The 21,161-nt window shown below is 41.9% G+C and carries 16 protein-coding genes; 7 read left to right on the top strand and 9 right to left on the bottom strand.

Annotation, left to right across the window (positions count from 1 at the left end):
- Positions 1-93 precede the first annotated feature (93 nt).
- The 4 genes from tgt to guaB form a co-directional block, all read right to left on the bottom strand.
- The gene (gene tgt / locus HWV02_RS18760) at positions 94-1,233 is read right to left on the bottom strand and encodes a tRNA guanosine(34) transglycosylase Tgt (RefSeq protein ID WP_211677233.1); all 1,140 of its coding nucleotides are present in this window, start codon (positions 1,231-1,233) and stop codon (positions 94-96) included.
- A 132-nt stretch (positions 1,234-1,365) separates the two neighbouring features.
- A complete protein-coding gene (gene queA, locus HWV02_RS18765; protein ID WP_211677234.1) occupies positions 1,366-2,415 on the bottom strand; it encodes a tRNA preQ1(34) S-adenosylmethionine ribosyltransferase-isomerase QueA in 1,050 nt (349 codons plus the stop codon).
- A 265-nt stretch (positions 2,416-2,680) separates the two neighbouring features.
- Positions 2,681-4,261, bottom strand: a complete 1,581-nt coding sequence (gene guaA, locus HWV02_RS18770) for a glutamine-hydrolyzing GMP synthase (RefSeq protein ID WP_211689156.1) — start codon at positions 4,259-4,261, stop codon at positions 2,681-2,683.
- A 108-nt stretch (positions 4,262-4,369) separates the two neighbouring features.
- Entirely contained in the window at positions 4,370-5,833 is a 1,464-nt protein-coding gene (gene guaB / locus HWV02_RS18775; protein WP_211677236.1) for an IMP dehydrogenase, read from the bottom strand.
- A gap of 285 nt (positions 5,834-6,118) precedes the next feature.
- Here guaB and xseA point away from each other — a divergent pair, with 285 nt between their 5' ends.
- A complete protein-coding gene (gene xseA / locus HWV02_RS18780; RefSeq protein ID WP_249185561.1) occupies positions 6,119-7,372 on the top strand; it encodes an exodeoxyribonuclease VII large subunit in 1,254 nt (417 codons plus the stop codon).
- A 149-nt stretch (positions 7,373-7,521) separates the two neighbouring features.
- Complete coding sequence (locus tag HWV02_RS18785; RefSeq protein WP_211689157.1) at positions 7,522-9,504, top strand: methyl-accepting chemotaxis protein; 1,983 nt, start codon at positions 7,522-7,524, stop codon at positions 9,502-9,504.
- Positions 9,505-9,562: 58 nt separating this feature from the next.
- On the opposite strand, the gene HWV02_RS18790 is transcribed toward HWV02_RS18785, so the two are convergent.
- The 5 genes from HWV02_RS18790 to HWV02_RS18810 form a co-directional block, all read right to left on the bottom strand.
- Positions 9,563-9,814, bottom strand: coding sequence for a Rho-binding antiterminator (locus tag HWV02_RS18790; protein ID WP_067046502.1), 252 nt, complete (start codon positions 9,812-9,814; stop codon positions 9,563-9,565).
- Between the two features lie 128 nt (positions 9,815-9,942).
- Positions 9,943-10,284 carry a Fis family transcriptional regulator gene (locus HWV02_RS18795; protein WP_211672909.1) on the bottom strand — a complete coding sequence of 114 codons (342 nt, stop codon included), beginning with the start codon at positions 10,282-10,284 and terminating at the stop codon, positions 9,943-9,945.
- Positions 10,285-10,428: 144 nt separating this feature from the next.
- Positions 10,429-12,459 carry a PhoX family phosphatase gene (locus HWV02_RS18800; RefSeq protein WP_211689158.1) on the bottom strand — a complete coding sequence of 677 codons (2,031 nt, stop codon included), beginning with the start codon at positions 12,457-12,459 and terminating at the stop codon, positions 10,429-10,431.
- 152 nt (positions 12,460-12,611) lie between these two features.
- A complete protein-coding gene (locus HWV02_RS18805; protein ID WP_211689159.1) occupies positions 12,612-14,657 on the bottom strand; it encodes a HAMP domain-containing sensor histidine kinase in 2,046 nt (681 codons plus the stop codon).
- The gene (locus HWV02_RS18810; RefSeq protein WP_211677243.1) at positions 14,654-16,120 is read right to left on the bottom strand and encodes a sigma-54 dependent transcriptional regulator; all 1,467 of its coding nucleotides are present in this window, start codon (positions 16,118-16,120) and stop codon (positions 14,654-14,656) included. Before HWV02_RS18810 ends, HWV02_RS18805 begins: the two co-directional genes overlap by 4 nt.
- 258 nt (positions 16,121-16,378) lie before the next feature.
- Between HWV02_RS18810 and HWV02_RS18815 the strand changes: the two genes are divergently transcribed.
- Genes HWV02_RS18815 through HWV02_RS18835 form a run of 5 tightly spaced genes read left to right on the top strand, consistent with a single transcriptional unit; the run spans position 16,379 to position 21,062 of the window.
- Positions 16,379-17,203: a substrate-binding domain-containing protein gene (locus HWV02_RS18815; RefSeq protein WP_211689160.1), complete on the top strand. Its 825-nt coding sequence runs from the start codon at positions 16,379-16,381 to the stop codon at positions 17,201-17,203.
- Positions 17,204-17,230: 27 nt separating this feature from the next.
- Complete coding sequence (locus HWV02_RS18820) at positions 17,231-17,932, top strand: ABC transporter permease (RefSeq protein WP_211677247.1); 702 nt, start codon at positions 17,231-17,233, stop codon at positions 17,930-17,932.
- A gap of 15 nt (positions 17,933-17,947) precedes the next feature.
- The gene (locus HWV02_RS18825) at positions 17,948-18,706 is read left to right on the top strand and encodes an ATP-binding cassette domain-containing protein (RefSeq protein WP_211689161.1); all 759 of its coding nucleotides are present in this window, start codon (positions 17,948-17,950) and stop codon (positions 18,704-18,706) included.
- Entirely contained in the window at positions 18,639-19,226 is a 588-nt protein-coding gene (gene mobA / locus HWV02_RS18830; protein WP_211672916.1) for a molybdenum cofactor guanylyltransferase MobA, read from the top strand. Before HWV02_RS18825 ends, mobA begins: the two co-directional genes overlap by 68 nt.
- Positions 19,227-19,253: 27 nt before the next feature.
- Entirely contained in the window at positions 19,254-21,062 is a 1,809-nt protein-coding gene (locus HWV02_RS18835; RefSeq protein WP_211689162.1) for a bifunctional molybdopterin-guanine dinucleotide biosynthesis adaptor protein MobB/molybdopterin molybdotransferase MoeA, read from the top strand.
- Positions 21,063-21,161 lie beyond the last annotated feature (99 nt).

A 21,161-nucleotide genomic window follows, 5' to 3' on the forward strand; every position in this document is an offset into this window, starting at 1 on the left:
CATAGATATGATAAACCAATCACATTACATTACTACTAATGAGAAAGGTTTACCAAACTTTGATCGACAATCAGATTAGTGTTTGCTTAATAATTAAGCGTCAGACTTCGCTAAAGGTGGCACTTCACGGCCTTGTTTAGTATAGAAATCTGTAACAAACGCTTCAAACGTATCAGAATCAATCGCGTCACGGATACCTTGCATCAGGTTTTGGTAGTAACGCAAGTTATGCATTGTATTTAAACGCGCACCTAAGATTTCGTTACATTTGTCTAAATGATTCAGGTATGAACGTGAGTAATTCTTACATGTGTAGCAATCACATTCAGGATCAAGTGTACTGGTATCTGTTTTATGCTTGGCATTACGGATCTTGATTACACCTTCACTTGTGAACAAGTGACCATTACGTGCATTACGTGTTGGCATTACACAGTCAAACATATCCACACCGCGACGAACACCTTCAACCAAATCTTCAGGTTTACCAACGCCCATTAGGTAGCGTGGTTTATCTTCTGGGATTTGTGGGCAAGTGTGCTCCAGAATACGGTGCATGTCTTCTTTTGGTTCACCTACAGCTAGGCCACCAACAGCATAACCGTCAAAACCAATGTCTAATAGCCCTTTTACAGAAATATCACGTAAGTGCTCGTAAACACCACCTTGAATAATACCAAACAAGTTATTTTTGTTATCTAGTTTATCAAAGTGATCACGTGAACGTTGTGCCCAACGTAATGACATGCGCATTGATTTTTCAGCTTCAGACTCTGTCGCTGGGTATGGCGTACATTCATCAAAAATCATGACAACGTCAGAACCTAGGTCATCTTGGATCTCCATTGAAGTTTCAGGATCTAAGAAAATCTTGCTACCATTTACAGGGTGACGGAAATGCACACCCGCTTCAGTAATTTTACGCATTTTACCTAGGCTGAATACTTGGAAACCGCCTGAATCCGTCAGGATAGGACCCTGCCAGTTCATGAAGTTATGTAAACCACCGTGTTGCTTCATTACTTCCTGACCAGGACGTAACCACAGGTGGAAGGTATTACCTAAAAGAATATCAGCGCCGGTTGCGTCAACTTCTTCTGGTGTCATACCTTTAACCGTACCGTAAGTACCTACTGGCATGAATGCAGGAGTTTCAACAACACCACGTTCAAAGATTAAGCGTCCACGACGTGCGTTACCAGTTGTTTTATCTAATTCGTACTTTAACTTCATATAAACCTCAAGTCAGAGAAACAGTCTGACATTACTTCTCTCAAAAATTCAAACAACGTACTTCAATAGCAATTGTTTATCGTTAACAAACTAGCCGTGAATAGATACACATCAACTCACGGCTAATTGAATTTATTTTGCCGTTTGTTTAGTGACAAACATGGCGTCGCCATAACTGAAGAAACGGTATTTTTCAGCAATAGCATGTTGATAAGCGGGCATCACATGGTCATAACCAGCGAATGCAGATAACAACATAATCAACGTTGATTCAGGTAAGTGGAAATTAGTGACCATTGCATCAACAAGTTGGAACTCGTAACCAGGGTAAATAAAGATTTCAGTATCATCAAAAAATGGCGCTAGCGGTAAGCCTTTTGCCATTGTTGCTTGCGCAGCACTTTCTAAAGAACGCACTGACGTTGTACCCACAGCAATCACACGACCGCCGTTCGCTTTTGTTTCTGCAATTTTAGCGACAACGTCTTCAGAAACTTCGGCATACTCAGAGTGCATATGATGATCTAAGATATTATCCACACGTACTGGCTGGAAAGTACCCGCGCCAACGTGCAGCGTCACAAACGCCGTGTTTACACCTTTCTTAGCAAGTTCTGCTAACAATGGTTCATCAAAGTGTAAGCCCGCTGTTGGCGCCGCAACAGCACCCGGCTTTTCATTATAGACCGTTTGGTAGCGTTCTTTATCTGAATCTTCGTCAGGACGATCGATATAAGGTGGCAATGGCATATGACCAATGTCTTCCAATATTTCTAATACATGACGTTCATCTAAAAATTTAAGTTCAAATAACGCATCGTGGCGCGCAACCATCTCGGCATTCACAGAGCCTTCTAAGATGAGTTGAGCACCTACTTTAGGTGACTTAGAAGAACGCACATGCGCAAGTACAGAGCTGTCACTAATAACGCGTTCAACAAGCACTTCAATTTTACCACCTGAAGCTTTTTGACCGTACATACGCGCAGGAATAACACGCGTATTATTAAATACCATCAGATCGCCAGCTTCAACTAAATCGAGAATGTCAGCAAACTGCTTATCAGCCAGCTCGCCACTATTACCATTTAGTTGGAGTAGACGGCTTGAACGGCGATCCGCTTTCGGATAACGGGCAATTAACTCGTCAGGAAGACTAAAATTAAAATCTGAAACCTGCATGAAGGTACCTTAAAATCGAACTTACAATTGAAATAGTCCGCTAGTCTAGTTATCAACAGGAAGAATATCAAGAGAAGAAGAGATTTGTTCTAATTATGATGGTTTAAATAACCTCAGTCCTAGATAAGAGCGACTGTTATCAGTGCTCGAACAGGCCGTAATGAATAACAAAAGACTTGAAAATATAAAACCGTAGGCAAAAAAAAGCAGCTCAAGAGCTGCTTTTCATATTCATATCAGTATTGTCTACTTAATTAAGTGAGGATTATTCCCACTCAATTGTTGCAGGTGGCTTACCAGATACATCGTAAACCACACGAGAAATACCATCAATTTCATTGATAATACGGTTTGAAACATGACCGATTAAATCATACGGAAGATGTGACCAACGCGCAGTCATAAAGTCGATTGTTTCTACACAACGCAGTGATACAACCCAATCATATTTACGGCAATCGCCCATTACGCCTACAGAGCGTACTGGTAAGAATACAACAAATGCTTGGCTTACTTTATGGTAAAGTTCCGCTTTGTGTAATTCTTCGATGAAGATAGCATCAGCACGACGTAATAGGTCGCAATATTCTTTCTTCACTTCGCCAAGTACACGCACACCTAGACCAGGTCCAGGGAATGGGTGACGGTAAAGCATGTCGTATGGTAGACCTAATTCAAGACCAATCTTACGCACTTCATCTTTAAATAATTCACGTAATGGCTCAACCAGACCCATTGCCATATCGTCAGGTAAACCACCTACGTTATGGTGTGATTTAATCACGTGTGCTTTACCATTTTTGGTCGCAGCAGACTCGATAACGTCAGGGTAGATAGTACCTTGTGCTAACCATTTAGCATTGCTTAATTTTTTCGATTCTTCATCAAAGATTTCAACAAATACACGGCCGATAATTTTACGTTTAGTTTCAGGATCATTTTCGCCAGCCATTTGCTCAAGGAAACGATCTTCAGCTTTAACATGAACAATGTTTAGACCGAAATGATCACCAAACATATCCATTACTTGCTGACCTTCGTTTAAACGAAGCAAACCGTTATCAACGAATACACAAGTCAACTTATCGCCAATTGCACGTTGTAATAACATAGCAACTACTGATGAATCAACACCACCAGATAAACCTAGAATAACTTCATCATCACCAATTTGCGCTTTCATACGTGCAACTGCATCGTCGATGATTGAGCTTGAAGTCCAAAGTCCATCACAGCCACAGATATCTTTAGCAAAGTGAGAAAGCATACGCTCACCTTGACGAGTATGTGTTACTTCTGGGTGAAATTGAACGCCGTAAAAACGTTTTTCTTCGTTTGCCATCGCAGCAAACTGACAAGTCGCTGTGTTAGCAACTGTTACAAAGCCTTCTGGAATAGCAGAAACTTTATCACCGTGGCTCATCCATACGTCTAATAGTGCTTTACCAGAATCAGATACTGCATCTTCGATAGACTTGAACAGCGCAGAAGGAGATTGCATCTCAATTTGTGCATAACCAAATTCGCCTTCGCCAGTACCTTTAATGACTTTGCCACCAAGTTGCTCAGACATTGTTTGCATACCGTAACAGATACCCAGTACAGGTACGCCTGCGTTGAATACATATTCAGGTGCACGAGGTGAACCCGCTTCTGTTACGCTTTCAGGGCCACCAGCAAGGATAATACCGTTTGGATTGAATTCACGGATTGCCGCTTCATCTACATCCCATGTCCATAATTCACAGTAAACACCGATTTCACGGATACGACGAGCGATTAACTGCGTATATTGAGAACCAAAGTCCAGAATTAGGATTTTTTGCTCATGAATATTTGTGGTCATTAAAGATATTCCTGTAAATATATTTAGTAGTAGTATTTGTAATAATAGTAAGAGGAGACACTTGTCTCCCCTTACATTATCAGTTTCTAACTATGCGTTCAGCTAAGCTTAGTTTGAACGGTAGTTTGGCGCTTCTTTAGTCATAATCACATCGTGAACATGGCTTTCTGTGATACCAGAACCAGTGATACGAACAAATTCAGCTTTCGTGTTCATGTCATGAATCGTTGCACAACCAGTTAGACCCATTGAAGAACGAATACCACCCATTTGTTGATGGATGATTTCTTTCAATTTACCTTTATAAGGAACACGGCCTTCAATACCTTCTGGTACTAATTTGTCAGCAGCGTTTTCTGATTGGAAGTAACGGTCAGATGACCCCTTAGACATAGCGCCTAATGAACCCATACCACGGTATGACTTGTATGCACGGCCTTGGTAAAGTTCAACTTCACCTGGTGCTTCTTCAGTACCAGCGAACATAGAACCAACCATTACACATGATGCACCAGCAACAAGTGCTTTCGCGATATCGCCAGAGAAACGGATACCACCATCAGCGATAACTGGAACACCAGTACCTTCTAATGCTGTCACTGCATCGTTAATTGCTGTGATTTGTGGCACACCAACACCTGTAACGATACGGGTAGTACAGATTGAACCAGGGCCGATACCAACTTTAACACAGCTAACGCCAGCTTCTACTAGTGCTAGAGCACCTGCACCAGTTGCTACGTTACCACCGATGATTTCTAAATCAGGGTATGCAGCACGCGTTTCTTTAATGCGGTTTAAAACACCTTGAGAATGACCGTGAGATGAATCAATTAATAATACATCCACACCGGCTTCTACTAATGCATCGATACGTTCTGCAGTAGAACCACCAGCACCAACAGCAGCACCTACACGTAAACGACCTAATTCGTCTTTACATGCATTTGGTTTTTTCTCTGCTTGTTTAAAATCTTTAACCGTGATCATACCCGTTAGTTTAAAGTCTGTATTTACTGCAAGTACTTTTTCAATACGGTGTTTGTGCATTAGGCCAAGCACTTCTTCACGAGAAGCTTTCTTTCCAACAGTCACTAAACGATCTTTCGGTGTCATCACGGATTCAACTAGGGTAGTTAAATCATCAACAAAACGTACATCACGACCAGTAATGATACCCACTAGGTCATTGGCTTCGGTTACTACAGGAAAGCCAGCAAAACCGTATTGCTTAGCTAGTTCAGCTACATCAGCAATTGTCATGTCAGGTTTTACAGTAACGGGCTCAGCAACAATACCACTTACATATTTCTTCACTAAACGTACTTCAGCTGCTTGACGTTCAATAGACATGTTTTTGTGAACGAAACCAATACCACCTTCTTCAGCTAACGCGATCGCTAAACGACCTTCAGTTACTGTGTCCATCGCAGCAGCAAGCATTGGGATATTTAGTTGGATGTTTTTTGTTAGTTGAGTTTTTAGGTCAGCATCGTTCGGTAAAACAGTTGAATGAGCAGGTACAAGTAGTACGTCATCAAAGGTAAGGGCTTCTTTGGCAATTCTTAGCATGGGCAATATCTCACCTCGTTAAAGGTATAAAATGGACGACATAATTGGTATAAATATTGCGGACGAAGTATATGGATGCTTGTGGGTAAAAGCAAACTATATTTCAACTTTTTTTAGTTGTCATTGATCTTAATCCCCATTAAAAAGTAAATCTGCTACAATATACCGACGTAATTACACCTAATTTTAACTGCTTAACGCTTAGAGAGCCTTATTTTGAACAATACCAATATTTATACAGTGACTCACTTAAATGCCAGCGTTAGGCAATTGCTTGAATCAGAGATGGGGACGCTGTGGTTAACTGGCGAAATCTCCAACTTTGTCGCACCAGCATCTGGACATTGGTACTTATCACTTAAAGATAGCCGATCACAAGTTCGCTGTGCAATGTTCAAAGGCAACAACCGTCGAGTAACATTCCGTCCAGCCAACGGCCAGCAAGTATTAGCCAAAGTACGCGTCACCATGTACGAGCCGCGGGGTGAATATCAATTAGTGATTGAATCATTAAGCCCGGCCGGCGACGGTTTATTACAACAGCAATATGAGCAGTTAAAAGCATCGTTAGATGCACAAGGTTATTTTGCCCAAGCACATAAAAAAGCCCTGCCCCTACATGCCAAACGCATTGGCATTGTTACTTCGGCAACCGGTGCTGCGGTACATGATATTCTGACCGTACTTGAACGTCGTAGCCCTAACTTACCGGTGATTATTTACCCAACGCTGGTGCAAGGCGCACAAGCAGCACCCGCGATTGTTAATGCTATTAATATTGCCAATCAGCGTAATGAAGTTGATTTGTTGATTGTCGGCCGCGGTGGCGGTTCATTAGAAGACTTATGGTGCTTCAATGAAGCTTCTGTTGCCCAAGCTATTTTTAACAGTCAATTACCCATTATCAGCGCCGTTGGCCACGAGATCGACGTCACTATCGCCGATTTCGTCGCCGATATGCGCGCACCAACCCCTTCTGCCGCAGCCGAACTTGTGAGTCAGGATCAAGCGCACCTCCAACATCAAGTGAGTAACCTGAGCCGACGTTTAAACAAAGCCATACAAACACAGTTAGCAAAAAAGCAACATCAACAGCGTTACTTACAACAAGCGTTGATGAACCAACACCCACAACGTAAATTACAGCAGCAAAGTCAAAAGCTCGATGAACTTAGTCTACGTTTAAACCAAGCAGTTAATCGCCATATTGGTAAGCAAAATTTACATTTAACCCAACTAACGGGTCGTTTACAGTCTCATTCTCCAGTGCATAAATTAACCGCGATGCAGCAACAACAAGCTAATTTACAAACTCGCTTACACAGTGCAATGCAACGCCGTTTACAACAAGAACAAAACCACTTACAAAACCTTGTACAACAACTCCAGACTGTTAGCCCATTAGCCACACTAACCCGTGGTTATTCAATTACGCAGAATGACAAACACCAAGTGATCACCTCTGTGGCCAAACTAAAATCTGGCGACAAGCTAGTCACCCGTTTTACCGATGGCGAAATACGTTCCACCATCGATTAACTTTAGATAAACAACTGATTTAAATGACACCCAGTCACAAATAAATTTTAGTTTAATAAAAATAATCAAAAAAAAGACCTTGTGATATCAGCTACTCGGCCGATAGCCTAAATAGCTTTAATTTATGGACATCACAAGGCAGCTAAATCATGAATTCTATTAAAAATATTTACTCTTCCTACTTCATTGCGTTTATGTTCGCAATCATGGTATTAACAACGATCGGCATTAAAACCTTCGTCTCACCACAGCTACTTGAATCTTCAGAAGACATCATTCATAAATCATTACAAACAGTATCTGAAAATGTATTTAGTAAACTCAATAAAGTAGAAGCTCAACAAAAAAATATCACGCAAGTTGTCCCTGAGTTATCGAGTGAACAAATTGATAAATTACTACCAGCATTAGTCGATCAATATGGTGATAGTAACGTATTTGGTGGTGGTATTTGGCCATTACCTGATCAGCGCGAAGAAGGCACGCGTAAATTCAGTTCTTTTGTGCATCGTGATAGTAACAACCAATTGATCAGCAATGATTACTGGAATACCGCTGCGGCGCCAAATTATTTTGAACAGTCTTGGCACAGAGCCGGACAAAATGCTCCAAGAGGCACCTGTGCTTGGGCACCTGCATATAAAGATTCGGCAAGTACCGAAGCACGTACCAACTGTAGTATGGGTATCTATAAAGACGGTCGTCTGTATGGAGCGGCAACAATTGACGTAACACTCGGTTTCTTTAATCAACTTGCTAAAAACTTAGAGCAAGAGTTCGGAGGCTACATTCTGGTTGTCGAACAAGATGGTAAGATCCTGAATAATACAGCAGCAACCTCGGGAGATTTATTATTAAAAACCACCTCATCTCTGGCATCTCGCTCTGCATTTATTAATGCCGTCAATGGCAACTTAAACAATCAAAATAACAAACAATATATTAGTTATGACGCAGAGAATGGCGAAGAGTACGCGCTGTATTTTGAACCATTAGAAGGCACACCATGGTCAATTGCGTTAGCAGTGCCAGTAGCATCTTTACATGAAAATGAATCGGTTATTTTATCGATTATTGCGGCAATCCAATTACCGTTAATGCTGGCTATCATTTGTTTTTGTTATATTACCTTTAAACGCCTGTCACAGCGCTTGATTGTATTACGTGAGAGCATTGACTTACTTTCACAGGGTAATGCAGATCTAACAACACGTGTGCAAATCAAAGAAAATGATGAAGTCGGTGATATTGGTAATTCAGTAAATAACTTTATTGATTACTTACACACGTTAATGCTATCTGTTAATGATTCTTCAGGCAAAATATCGGGATCATTGGCGCAAGTTGAAGAACAAACTCAAATCACCAATAACATCGTCATTAGTCACGCAAAAGAAACAGAGCAAGCAGTGACAGCGATGGAGGAGATGAGTACCACCGCGACGATTGTAGCGACCAATGCAGCAGACGCAGCAGCAGCCACCCAGCAAATGCACGATGCAGTATCACAATCAAAAATAACGGTTATTCGCGCATCAAGTAACGTACAAACCTTACTGGATGATGTTGAAGATACTGTGGTCAATATTGAAAGCATGGCACAGCATACTCAACAAATTAGTGCTGTACTCACCGTGATCGGCGACATTGCAGAACAAACTAACTTACTTGCACTTAATGCGGCAATTGAAGCAGCCCGAGCGGGTGAGCAAGGCCGTGGTTTTGCCGTGGTAGCCGATGAAGTCAGAGCATTAGCAGCACGCACACAAAACAGCACATCTGAAATTAATGCCATGTTAACGAAGCTTAATTCAGGGGTAAATGCGGTAGTCAATGCGATGGATAAAACCAAAGAGCGCTGTATTACCACTGCAACGGATACCCAAGAAGTAAATCAAGATTTAGATAGTATGGAAGTGGCTATTTCAACCATCAGTGAGCTCACCATTCAAATAGCGTCTGCGGCAGAAGAACAAAGTACGGTAAGTACTGAAGTAACGCGAAATATGAGTGAAATACAACTTATCGTGCACGAACTATCAAATAATGCAGAACATACGACAGCGACAACTCAAGAACTCGGTACCATGAATACTGAATTAAAAGAGGTGGTTGGTAAATTTAATTTATAACGACAGCACTCACTGAATATCAGCCTTGTTTGTTTATTGCAGACAAGGCTTTTTATCTTTAATCATAATCAAAAGTCACACTCTGAAAATGAGGGTTATCGACTGTCACATCGAGCGTTAAGATCGTATCGAGTACAATCAAACGAATAACATCATCAACCGTCATCTTAATACACTCATCTCGATTTTCATTACGTTGCGTATCGAGCCCAATACCGTATATTTCAGCACCCGATTTAAGCGTTAACTTAACCGGGTATTTGTGCATACACACTATTTCAATATAGTCATACTGATCGCATTTCATCATAATTATATCCCCACGTTAAACTGAAACAAGTGCTAACTTTTATCATAGTAGTTAAACATATACTAATTTTAGCTCTTTACAAACTAACGCTAACGTATGAATGCACCTTGTCATCAAATGAGAGGACATTAACCTAAGCGCTTCGCCCAATTACCCGCATTGTCACGAGTACAATTTTCTTCACTATCAAACTTCACTTGCTTGTTGATATTTTTGAGTCTCACATCAACTGCATTAAGTGCTTGAGTCAATAAACCATGTAAGCGCTGATCTTGCTGCGATGCCGTCAATTGAGCAATATCAGCATTGCTATCAAACACACAGATTATTTTTAAAGATGCAGGAAAATTCGAGTAATTAACGGTGTGTGTTAACCATTGAAACCCCTGAATTTCGTCTTTTGCATCTTCACAAACACAAGTAAGCACTTTGCATAAAGTATTATCAATCTTCTTTTCAGTTTTAGTCATGTTCTGCCAGCTGTTATTTTCTGAGTATTTATACCGCTATCCTACCGTAAATAATATCCTATAAACAATAAAGCCAACCCGAAGGCTGGCAATATTTAACAAGGTGCAATTAGCCATTAATCGCTAAAAATTCATCGGAGTTAACTAAACACCAACTTCACCACCGTCGTGTTTACGAATAATAACCGTTGCGGCACGTGGTCGAACCGTTTTGTTACTTGGTGTTTCCATCGATGCATCGTTACTGTACGGCCAATTTTTAGGGTGCTGAATATTCAAAAACAGGTCAGTTTGAGCAGGACTAAAAGCTAAGCCTGTAACTTCAGCACCATTAGGACCAACAAAGAAACGTTTTAGTGCGGCTTGATTCTCGCTGTTAATTGTCTCTAATTCGTCAGTATCAGTGGTTAGCTGACTTGGTACGACAGCTAACATTTGATCATTTGTGTACTCAGTTAGTTCCGGCGCGCCATTATCCGTCTGGATCCACATGATACCGCGTGAATCAAATGCAAGACCATCTGGACTTGCAAACTGATTTAGCTCGTCTAATCCAGAGATATTAACTTCTGGTGCTGCATCTTCTGCCGCACCAAATACAAAGATATCCCAGCTAAATTGCTCAGCATTATCGCCTTCTTGCCAACGAATAATATGCCCAGTGCTATTATTTAATCTTGGGTTAGCAGGATTAGTTGTATCTGTACGTTTGGTATTATTGGTCAAGGTCATGTATACCGCACCATTAACAGGATCAACGGCCGCCCACTCAGGACGATCCATTGGCGTCGCACCAACAAGATCCGCAGCCCCAGCTGTATTTAAAATAATATCAGCAAGATTAGCGAAGTGATCTGCTAACACACCTTTATCTTTCGTAACCGCAGTCATGGTTAGTGGTAACCATACACCAACCCCATTATCGTCAAAACGTGCGACATATAAAGTGCCTTGATCCATATACTTATCACCCACAGTTAAACGGTCAGTGCGACTGGCGTCAGCAGGATCCCACAAAGCATCAGAAACAAATTTATAAATATATTCAAAACGAGAATCATGGCCAGAATAAAATACTATCGGTTTACCTGCAGTCACTTTTCCATAAACACAATCTTCATGGCGGAAACGCCCTAATGCAGTACGTTTGATCGCCTTTGATTGATTATCATAAGGGTCGATTTCAACAATATAACCATAACCATTAGCTTCATTACGGTAGTCATCAGTCGCACTCGTACCTTTAATCGTAATATCAAAACGACTAAATTCATCAGCAACTTCATCAACATTACCCGCTAAATCATCCCAACCATAACGGGTATTCTTATCATCAATGCCGATACGTTTCTGATCAGGTGTTTGCGTACCAGTATTAACAAAGTAACCCGGCCAATTTTCTTCACAAGTCAGGTAGGTGCCCCATGGCGTATAACCATTACCACAGTTATTAAGCGTACCACGTACTTTATCGCCATCTGTAGCGAAAGCCGTTACGAGTAATTCCTTATCAGCAGCAGGGCCGCTAATATCCATAATGGTAGCACCTGTAAAACGACGATTATGGCTATCATTTTTAACGACATCCCAAATACCATTAGTTTGCTTAATACGTACAACGGTAACACCGTGAGCATTAATTTCTTTACGTACTTCGTCAAGAATTGTACGTAAGCTATTCGCATCTTTAGTCGGTCCAGCAGGGTGTAATGCCTTTTGATCTATATACTCGTGATTAATACATAATAAACCATCAGTAGAGCTGCCATTTAGTGGAAAGTAATGCATACCGTCGTGGTGCATCCCCAGTGAATTAGCTTGATCTAACGCGGTATTTGAACCATCTGCTTGCCACTCTTGAGCAAAGTCATTAAGCGGCGTGCCCCAAGGTGCAAGTACTTGTGCACTGTAACCTTTAGGCACAACAACAGCGTCTAGCTTAGCCCCCGAAATAGAGTCGAACCCTAATTCTACTTTCGGTGTCGTCGTCAGATTTTTATCATTCCCAGTATTTGAACAACCTGTTAAACCAATACCACTTAACATACCAACAGCAGCCATCCCCACGCCTGCTCTTAATATACTGCGGCGAGATAATTCTCTCTCCATTACCGCTGCAAATGGTTCATTATTACTATTATTATATTTAGTCGGGTCGAATGTATCTTTGCTCATGCTTCTATCTACTCAATCATTATTTAAGACCGATATAAACTAGCAAGCAATTATGTATTTTATATTTCAAAAACATGACAGTTTTTATAATCGAAGATGATAAACAACTAAAATAATTATATTCTTCTTCAATTACAGATAAACTCACCGTGCTAATACACCTCAACAGGCAGTAATAAATCATTATGAATGACGGCTTTTTCGTGTAAATAAATAGAGAATGTCGATCCGATGCCAAGATCAGATTTTACCGTGATCTTGCCGCCAACTTCGCTAATAATACTTTGGCTCACAGATAAACCTAACCCTGTACCACTACGACGTGTAGTAAAAAACGGGTCAAAAATACGCGCTAAATTGTCTTCACTGATACCACACCCATGATCACTAATATGTACCGCCGCACCAATAATATTACCGTTATCATCATGCCAGTCCTCAGTTTTAATCTTCAACAACCCTTTGTCACCCATGGCATGTACACCATTCATTTGCAGGTTAACTAATACTTGTAAAAGTTGATGACGGTTCACTTCCACACAACATTTAGCATCAAGTTGCGATTCAATCTGTACATCAGCAGATTTAGTGCCTGAACCAACCAAAGTTAAACTCTCTTTTACAATCAAATTTAAGTGCTGCCAAGTGATCTCATCTTGCACCCCACCTTGACGGCTATACTGCAATAAGCTCCGAGTTATGTTACGGATACGATCAATCTGCTCATGTATCGCCTCAAGCTCTTCAGTGACTCGTTGACTGTCTTCTCCGAGCTCGAGTTGTAATAGTTCCACATTGCCGAGAATCACAGCAGTAGGGTTATTAATTTCGTGGGCAATCCCTGCGGTTAACTCACCAAGGGCTGCCAGTTTTTCACTCATCACCAACTTACTGCGCGTTTGATTTAGTAACTTAATGTATTGCTCTAACTCTTGAGTTTTATCATGTAAGCTCTGCGTTCGGCTATGGACCTTATCCTCAAGCTCCAGCGAAGCGCGTTTAATTAAATCATTACGCTGTTGCAATTGATCTAACATGGAATCAAATTGCTGACCAAAAATCGCTAATTCATGATCCTTACATAACCCCAGATCACCAATACGACGATTTAGCCCTAACGGTACCACTCTCACCACATTATGGATTTTTTCAATCGGCCTGAATAAGTCCCGTGCGCCACGATATACCAAGCCACCAGAAAGTAACAATACCGCGATAATACCCACGCTAAATTCAGCGATATTGGTTAGAAACGTTTCCAATAATGGCCACTCTAAATAACCGGTGTAGAGCATACCGATCACATGACCATTATAGTCTCGTAGCGGTTCATAAGCGGAGATGTACCAATCATCGTAAACGAATGCCCGACCAACCCAGTTATCTCCAGCAATAAGTACCTGCTGTTGCACTTCTAGAGAAACGCGGGTGCCAATTGCACGACCATTAAGCTGATCACTATTAAGCGGGACATTGGTGCTTACCCGGATATCATCCATAAAGAGTGTCACCGTTCCAATACTGTCTAGCGGTAATGTCCCATCGCTGTAAACAAGGTCTCGAATACGGTCAACAAGTTGGGTGCTATTATTCAGTAATATACCACCATCAATAATCCACTCGAGTTGATTATCACGATTAAAAATCGGGATCAAATTACGGCTAATAAGCCCTCGAGACTCCAATTTATGTTCTCGTAATAACGGGATCTGAGCTGACACTGGCAACGTACTATTTAATGCAAACAATTCATCATGATTAAGTACTTGAAAAAACGTCTGTGGTTTTCCGGTAAGTAATAGCTCTTGATTCACCAACGGGAACGAGTCTAATGCTGACACAGGATGTAATACCACAAAATCTAATGCGTAATTTTCAGCTTGCCGTTTAACCCATTCTGGTAACTTGCTTTCATTTGTGCGCAATAAATGTTGGAAATCATAAGATGAAGACAGTGACGTCAAGTTCATCCGTTGTTCTTTTTGCAATAACTCTATACTGTTATGCGCAACCGCCAGATCCGATTTCACGTTCATTAATGCGTTTTGCCATGTATACGTCACTGTCCAGTACATAGTCAGTGCAAATAAAGCAAACAGCGTGATCACTATCGGCATCGATGTAAGCACCAGCAAACGATAACGTACCATGGTTCTAAAACGCTTAATCCATAACAGTATAAATTGTTTCATTTTCATAAGGCGGCTTCATCAATCCATTCTTTATATTTACGCTCTAGCGTTTTACGTGCCACGCCAAGCTTACGTGCAGCCGCTGACTTATTCCCTTCGTGAGAGTCAACTACCTGCATGATATGTGCTTTTTCTACTTCTTTTAATGTCCATGTCGTTGGATAACAATATTGCTCTTCATCACCGATGGCCTCAGACGAGCAACGACAAGGACTCTCTAGATTCGCTTCATCCATACGTATCTGGTCAAATGGCGTAATAGCCGCTCTTGGCAGGCGGGTAGCATCACCTTGCAGCTCTCGCCAATATTCCGCAGGCGGCTTGCCGAGCAAAATACAACGTTCCATCATATTCCGTAATTCGCGAATATTACCGGGCCAATCATATGCTTGCATCGCAAGTATATCTTCATGTGTCCAACTAACACTCTTCATGCCTAATTCATTAGATAGTTTTAGTGTAAAATGGTGTGCTAATGCAGGAATATCTTCAACACGATCACGCAGGGGTGGTAAGTCAACCGTTAATACATTTAGACGGTAATACAGGTCCTGACGAAAACGCCCCGCTTCGACTTCCACTTTTAAATTACGATTGGTTGCTGCGACAATGCGCACGTCAATGGGAATTTCACGCTCACCACCAACAGGTCTAATCGCTTTTTGCTCTAATACCCGTAATAACGACGATTGCATGGCAAGTGGCATTTCACCAATCTCATCGAGGAATAAGGTACCGCCGTTGGCAACGCGAAATAGCCCTTCTCGGCTTTTTTTAGCGCCCGTAAACGCACCTTGAATATGACCAAACAATTCACTTTCTAATAGGTCTGGTGCAATCGAGCCACAGTTTAATGGTACAAAAGGACCATTACGTAGACTAAGTTGATGTAAAGCCCGCGCCACTAATTCTTTACCGGTACCCGATTCACCTTCAATTAATACAGCTGCCATAGATGGGGCAATCTGGGTTATCAGCTTTTTCATTGATAAGGTTTTAGTAGCATCACCGATAATATCGATAGGAAATGTACGTTCTATATCACGTTGCAGCGCAAAGTTCTGACGTTCTATTAAACGACGTTCGATACAGCGACTTACCGATTGCATCATTTGTTCGAGGTTGAACGGTTTTAAGATAAAGTCTGAAGCGCCTGCCCGTAACGCTTTAATCGCAGTATCTAAATCGGCATAGCCAGTCATAAAGATCACATCACTACGACGCGTTTGTGGATCAAATGCTTCGTGCCACTCAATACCAGAGCGCCCAGGTAAATTAATATCAACAATAAGTAAATCGAAATGGCAGCGCTTACGGAGTTCTTCGGCTTCTTCGATGCTACCAGCAGTATCAACTTGGGCAAATTTTTTGCTTAACGCTTTCTTTAAGATCGCGCGCATACCCGGTTCATCATCAACAACAAGTACAGAGACCGCAGCCCAAGAGGGAGAAGAAGTAAATTCAGACATAAATATAAATAACTACCGTAATTTTTTGAGTTGCGACATTTTGTCTCATATCGACTAACAAAGTCAAAGCTGTTTCAAGCCTTTATTTACGCCAAATCGAATTCAAATATCACCCACCCTTTTAAATCAACAGCTTACTTGGATTTACAGTGTTTTATCTGGTTTATTTTTAATTTGGCATCTAATTTGCTACATAACGAGAAATACGGTGACTTTTCAACTAACTTATATAAATAACTTTAACGTCAGGAAGACCTAATGACTGTAAAACCGATGAAATTTATCCAAACATCGCTTGCCTTATTCGCACTTGTAACAGCTGCGGGTGTCAATGCCGCTGACGATATGAAGATCCGCTTAGCCACCACAACCAGTACTTATCATTCTGGACTGCTTGATTTTTTGTTACCTGAATTCAAAAAAGACACTGGTTATACGGTTGACGTACTTGCAGCTGGTACGGGTAAATCACTGCGCATGGGTCAAAATGGCGATGTTGATTTGGTCATGACACACGCAGCAAAATCTGAAGCGAAATTTGTCGATGCCGGTTACGGTGTACTACCACGTAAACTTATGTATAACGATTTTGTACTTGTTGGCCCAAAAGCTGACCCAGCAAAAATCAATGCCGGCAAAGATGTAGTGAAAGCATTAGCTGGTATCGCATCTTACAACGCAACGTTCATTTCTCGAGGTGATGATTCAGGCACCAACAAGAAAGAACTTGGTCTGTGGGCACAAACAAAAATGGAACCAAACTTTGGAGGCTATAAAGCAGTTGGCCAAGGAATGGGACCGACGCTGAACATGGCATCTGAGCTGCAAGCATACACATTAACAGACCGTGGTACTTGGTTAGCTTACCAAAATAAACTAGACCTTAAGATTGTTGTACAAGGTGATAAGCGTTTATTTAATCCTTACCAAGTGATTTTAGTCAATCCGAGCCGCTATCCAAGTATCAATTACCGAGGCGCAAAGATATTCAGTGATTGGTTAGTCAATCCAAAAGCACAAGCCATGATCAACAGTTATAAACGTAGCGGCGAGCAATTATTTGTTGCAAATGCCAAGTCTTAATAACCGTATTAGAAACCTAGAGACTTAATGGATATTTGGCAAACCACCCAACAAGCTGTACAACTCCTCTTCAGCGGCAATATGGCACTGTGGGGAATTGTCGGTGTGTCATTTTCAGTGTCTTTACTGGCGATTGTATTGGTATTAATACCAGCATTATTGATCGCATTTGCTCTCGCCTACGGGAAGTTCCCAGGGCGTTGGCTATTGCTATCATTATTCAATACCTGTCAATCCATCCCTACGGTAGTGATTGGCTTATTACTTTACATGATGCTATCTCGTGCAGGTCCGCTCGGTAATTGGCAAATGCTATTTACCCAAAAGGCGATGATCTTGGGGCAAATGATGGTTTGTTTTCCGATTTTAGTATCCATGATGCACGCCGCGTTTCAAAACAGCGATCGCCGTGCTTGGGAAACGGCATTAACCTTAGGTGCAAGTCTACCCCGCGCATTATTAAGTTTGATGTGGGAATGTCGTTTCCCACTCCTTGCCGCTATTATCGCTGCATTTAGTCGTATTATTACTGAAGTTGGTTGCTCTATGATGGTTGGCGGTAATATTTTAAATTCAACACGAAATATTCCCACGGCAATCGCATTAGAAAGCTCGAAAGGCGCGTTTGCACAAGGTGTTGCCCTAGGTATGGTCTTATTGATCCTTGCGCTAGGACTTAATTTCTTATTATCCTTCGCTCGTGGTAAAGCCCACTTGCGCACCAATTAGACTAAGGAATCGATCGTGTCGCAAATTACTATTCAAGCAGAAGATATCTCGATTCGATTTAAAGATCGTCTGCTATTTCACATTCCTCATCTTAAGTTCGGTCCGCAAGAAGCCATTTATCTCACTGGTGCTAATGGCGTCGGTAAGACCACGTTATTAAAAGTATTATCTGGTTTACAAAGCCCTACCACGGGTAAAGTAAACTTACAGTGCAATACTTGGTTTCGCCGTTTATTTAAAAGTAACGCCAAAAATGGCGTTATTTATATGCACCAAACACCCTACATGTTTGACGGTAGCGTACTTGATAACGTTTGCTATGGATTAAAATTTACCCGAAAAGGCCGCCAAGAACAACGAAGTGAAGCGATAACAGCACTACGTATGATAGGGTTAGAGACTTTAGCTAATGAACATATTTCGGTGTTATCGGGTGGCGAACGCCAACGTGTAGCAATGGCAAGAGCTTGGGTGCTCAAACCTAGCGTGCTATTAATGGACGAATCCAGTGCCAGCATGGATACAGAATCCATTGAGCGCCAGGTGATGCTAGCCAAAGATTTACTCGATCGCGGTTCAACCTTAGTGATCACCAGCCACCAGCAAAATGCACTTACCGCACTTTGTCGCCGTCAATGGTGCATTAGCAATAGCAAACTAATCGAACGAGCTGATCTACAGCTCATCAAAAAAGATAAGGATACTTATGCCTTCGGCGGAACAAACAAGTTGGGTAATTTTAGCGGGCGGACAGGCCAGCCGTATGGGCGGTAATGACAAAGGTTTAGTTAAATTAGCCGATAAAGCCATGATCGAGCATGTCATCGATACACTTTCGCCACAAACCAGCAAGATCGCCATTAACGCAAATCGAAATCAAGACGTTTATAGCCAGTATGGCTCTGTATTTGGCGATCAGCTACAAGGTTATCCGGGCCCTTTAGGTGGTATGCATGCTGCTATTTTACATTTAAACGATGCAGAATGGATTGGTTTTGTCCCCTGTGATTGCCCACAGCTACCAAGCGATTTAGTCGCCCGTATGGCTGCAGCCTGTGAAACCAACACTGATATTGTGGTCGCCCATGATGGTGAGCATATTCAGCCAGTGGTGACGCTATTACACCGTCGCATTTTGCCGAAATTAGAAGCCTTTTTAGCGAACGGTGACCGCAAGATCATTCTATTATACCGTCAATGTAACATGCTCACGGTCGACTTTAGTGATCAGCCCAACGCTTTTATAAACTTAAATACTCCAGCAGAATTACATCAGTTTGGACAAACAGAATGAGTCAACAACAACAATGAGTCTACATCTATGAATCAAATACACGCGTCACTCCCTTTACTCGGCTTTGCTGCATTCAGCGGTACAGGCAAAACAACACTGCTCGAGGCAATACTGCCTAAGTTAGTTGCGCGTGGTATTCGTGTTGCCGTGATTAAGCATGCGCATCATGATTTTGATATCGACCAACCAGGCAAAGACAGCTACCGCCTGCGTAAAGCGGGTGCTAACCAGATGCTGATTTCATCCCGTTGTCGCCGTGCATTAGTGACTGAAACGCCGGATGAAGAAGCGACGCTACCGCACTTGATCGCACAGTTAGATCGAACTCAGCTTGACCTAATTTTGGTGGAAGGTTTTAAACAACTGAATTTTCCTAAAATTGAATTACACCGCACAGAAGTCGGTAAACCTTGGTTACATCCAACGGACAATAACATTATTGCAATCGCAGCGAATGTATCTGCGCCAGCACCTTTAGCAGAAAAAACGCCATTACCTGAGCTCAATATTAACGATCTTGAGCAGATAACCGAGTTTGTGCTCAGCTTTATTCAAGGCGAAGTGGGTGCTGTAAAGCCTGAACAACCTCAGGGATTACAGTGTGGCGACCTAACACCACAAGGTATGCTGTCTGTCGCAGAAGGTCGTGAGCGTATTCTTAGTCATATTGTACCACTTGAGCAATCACAGACTGTTGATTTAAAAGCAGCTTTGGGTCAAATTGTCGCACATGACGTACTTTCACCAGTGAATGTACCTCAACACACTAATTCAGCAATGGATGGTTATGCAGTCCGCGGTGATGATTTAGAATGTGAATGCTATAACGTTGTCGACCACGTAATGGCAGGACACAGTTACGACTTGCCACTTGAAAAAGGCCAAGCAGTACGGATCATGACAGGTGCTGCAGTTCCAGAGTGTGCCGATACAGTCGTCATGCGCGAACAAGCTGAGCAAATCGACAACACGGTGCGCTTTGATCTGAGTATGGCTGCAATTAACACTGGTCAGAATGTACGTCAAGCAGGCGAAGATTTAGCATTAGGCCAAACAGCCGTAGCCGCAGGTAGCAAGATCAGCGCGCCAGAGTTAGGCATGATAGCCTCACTCGGCATTAACCAAGTGACAGTTAAAAAACCTGTACGTGTCGCCATCTTCTCAACGGGTGATGAAGTACAGCATCCTGGTGAGACACAAAAGAATAACTGTATTTACGATTCCAATCGCTACACTTTGCACGCGATGTTAAGCCACGCTGGCTGTGAAGTGATTGACTTGGGCATTATTGAAGACAGCGAAGCTGCATTAGAAGCTACCTTACAGCAAGGCAGCAAGCAAGCGGACTTGATCTTGTCCTCAGGTGGCGTATCTGTTGGCGATGCAGATTACATCAAAACCGTATTAGATAAGCTGGGACAAATTAACTTCTGGCGTATCAATATGCGCCCAGGTAGACCCTTAGCATTTGGCCAAATTAACGACACGCCGTTTTTTGGCTTACCGGGTAATCCAGTTGCAGTGATGGTGGTCTTCTTACAATTTGTTGAACCTGCTATCCGTAAACTACAGGGTATGGAAAGTTGGCAGCCACAAATATTCAATGCAGTTGCTACAGAACGTTTCCGCTCTCGTCCTAATCGTACTGAGTATACCCGAGGTATTTTTGATTTTGATGCTAATGGTCGTTTAACCGTGAAAAGTACCGGACAACAAGGCTCTGGTATCTTGCGTTCGATGAGTGAAGCTAATTGTTTAGTTGAAATATTACCTGAACAGGCGAATGCAGAAATTGGAGATTCGGTTCGCGTGATCCCATTACAAGGTCGCGTTTAGTACTCGTAACTCATTTAATCCTATTTTAGCAACGAGATAGGATTAAAAAATAGTGGCGTGCTCACATCACGCCACTATTCCCCCATCACGTTTACTCTT

The organism is Moritella sp. 28 (genome assembly GCF_018219435.1).
GTDB lineage: Bacteria > Pseudomonadota > Gammaproteobacteria > Enterobacterales > Moritellaceae > Moritella.

What these genes read in the sequence shown, in the direction of transcription:
- xseA (WP_249185561.1), top strand. Translation starts at nt 6,119, where the DNA reads ATGGGGACGCTGTGGTTAACTGGCGAAATCTCCAACTTTGTCGCACCA.
- HWV02_RS18815 (WP_211689160.1), top strand. Translation starts at nt 16,379, where the DNA reads ATGACTGTAAAACCGATGAAATTTATCCAAACATCGCTTGCCTTATTC.
- HWV02_RS18795 (WP_211672909.1), bottom strand. Translation starts at nt 10,284, where the DNA reads ATGACTAAAACTGAAAAGAAGATTGATAATACTTTATGCAAAGTGCTT.
- HWV02_RS18785 (WP_211689157.1), top strand. Translation starts at nt 7,522, where the DNA reads ATGAATTCTATTAAAAATATTTACTCTTCCTACTTCATTGCGTTTATG.
- HWV02_RS18805 (WP_211689159.1), bottom strand. Translation starts at nt 14,657, where the DNA reads ATGAAAATGAAACAATTTATACTGTTATGGATTAAGCGTTTTAGAACC.
- queA (WP_211677234.1), bottom strand. Translation starts at nt 2,415, where the DNA reads ATGCAGGTTTCAGATTTTAATTTTAGTCTTCCTGACGAGTTAATTGCC.
- HWV02_RS18835 (WP_211689162.1), top strand. Translation starts at nt 19,254, where the DNA reads ATGAATCAAATACACGCGTCACTCCCTTTACTCGGCTTTGCTGCATTC.
- guaB (WP_211677236.1), bottom strand. Translation starts at nt 5,833, where the DNA reads ATGCTAAGAATTGCCAAAGAAGCCCTTACCTTTGATGACGTACTACTT.
- HWV02_RS18820 (WP_211677247.1), top strand. Translation starts at nt 17,231, where the DNA reads ATGGATATTTGGCAAACCACCCAACAAGCTGTACAACTCCTCTTCAGC.
- tgt (WP_211677233.1), bottom strand. Translation starts at nt 1,233, where the DNA reads ATGAAGTTAAAGTACGAATTAGATAAAACAACTGGTAACGCACGTCGT.
- guaA (WP_211689156.1), bottom strand. Translation starts at nt 4,261, where the DNA reads ATGACCACAAATATTCATGAGCAAAAAATCCTAATTCTGGACTTTGGT.
- HWV02_RS18800 (WP_211689158.1), bottom strand. Translation starts at nt 12,459, where the DNA reads ATGAGCAAAGATACATTCGACCCGACTAAATATAATAATAGTAATAAT.
- HWV02_RS18810 (WP_211677243.1), bottom strand. Translation starts at nt 16,120, where the DNA reads ATGTCTGAATTTACTTCTTCTCCCTCTTGGGCTGCGGTCTCTGTACTT.
- mobA (WP_211672916.1), top strand. Translation starts at nt 18,639, where the DNA reads ATGCCTTCGGCGGAACAAACAAGTTGGGTAATTTTAGCGGGCGGACAG.
- HWV02_RS18790 (WP_067046502.1), bottom strand. Translation starts at nt 9,814, where the DNA reads ATGATGAAATGCGATCAGTATGACTATATTGAAATAGTGTGTATGCAC.